This is a genomic window from Candidatus Clostridium radicumherbarum (assembly GCF_045310525.1).
GTDB classification, from domain to species: Bacteria; Bacillota; Clostridia; order Clostridiales; family Clostridiaceae; genus Clostridium_AT; species Clostridium_AT radicumherbarum.
In genome coordinates this window covers 1-258 of the sequence record NZ_JBJHZY010000020.1, presented here as the reverse complement: position 1 = coordinate 258, position 258 = coordinate 1, and the positions used below count along the sequence as shown (strand labels likewise).

General features: G+C 52.7%; 2 tRNA genes and 1 rRNA gene. All 3 read right to left on the bottom strand.

The window, feature by feature from the left end:
* Positions 1 to 8: 8 nt before the first annotated feature.
* Positions 9 to 84, bottom strand: a tRNA-Ala gene (locus tag ACJDUH_RS19700).
* Between the two features lie 3 nt (positions 85 to 87).
* Positions 88 to 164: transfer RNA gene (locus tag ACJDUH_RS19695), tRNA-Ile, on the bottom strand.
* A gap of 7 nt (positions 165 to 171) precedes the next feature.
* A 5S ribosomal RNA gene (gene rrf / locus ACJDUH_RS19720) occupies positions 172 to 258 on the bottom strand; the annotation flags it as partial.

Here is a 258-nt window from a genome sequence, read left to right as displayed (position 1 = left end):
TTTCATTATGGTGGAGATAAAGAGGCTCGAACTCTTGACCCCCTGCGTGCAAGGCAGGTGCTCTCCCAGCTGAGCTATACCCCCATATGGTGGACCTTCAGGGACTCGAACCCCGGACCAACCGGTTATGAGCCGGTTGCTCTAACCAACTGAGCTAAAGATCCATATATAACCTAGCAACGTCCTACTCTGCCACTTAGTCGCCCAAGCAGTACCATCGGCGCTGAGAAGCTTAACCATCGTGTTCGGTATGGGAAC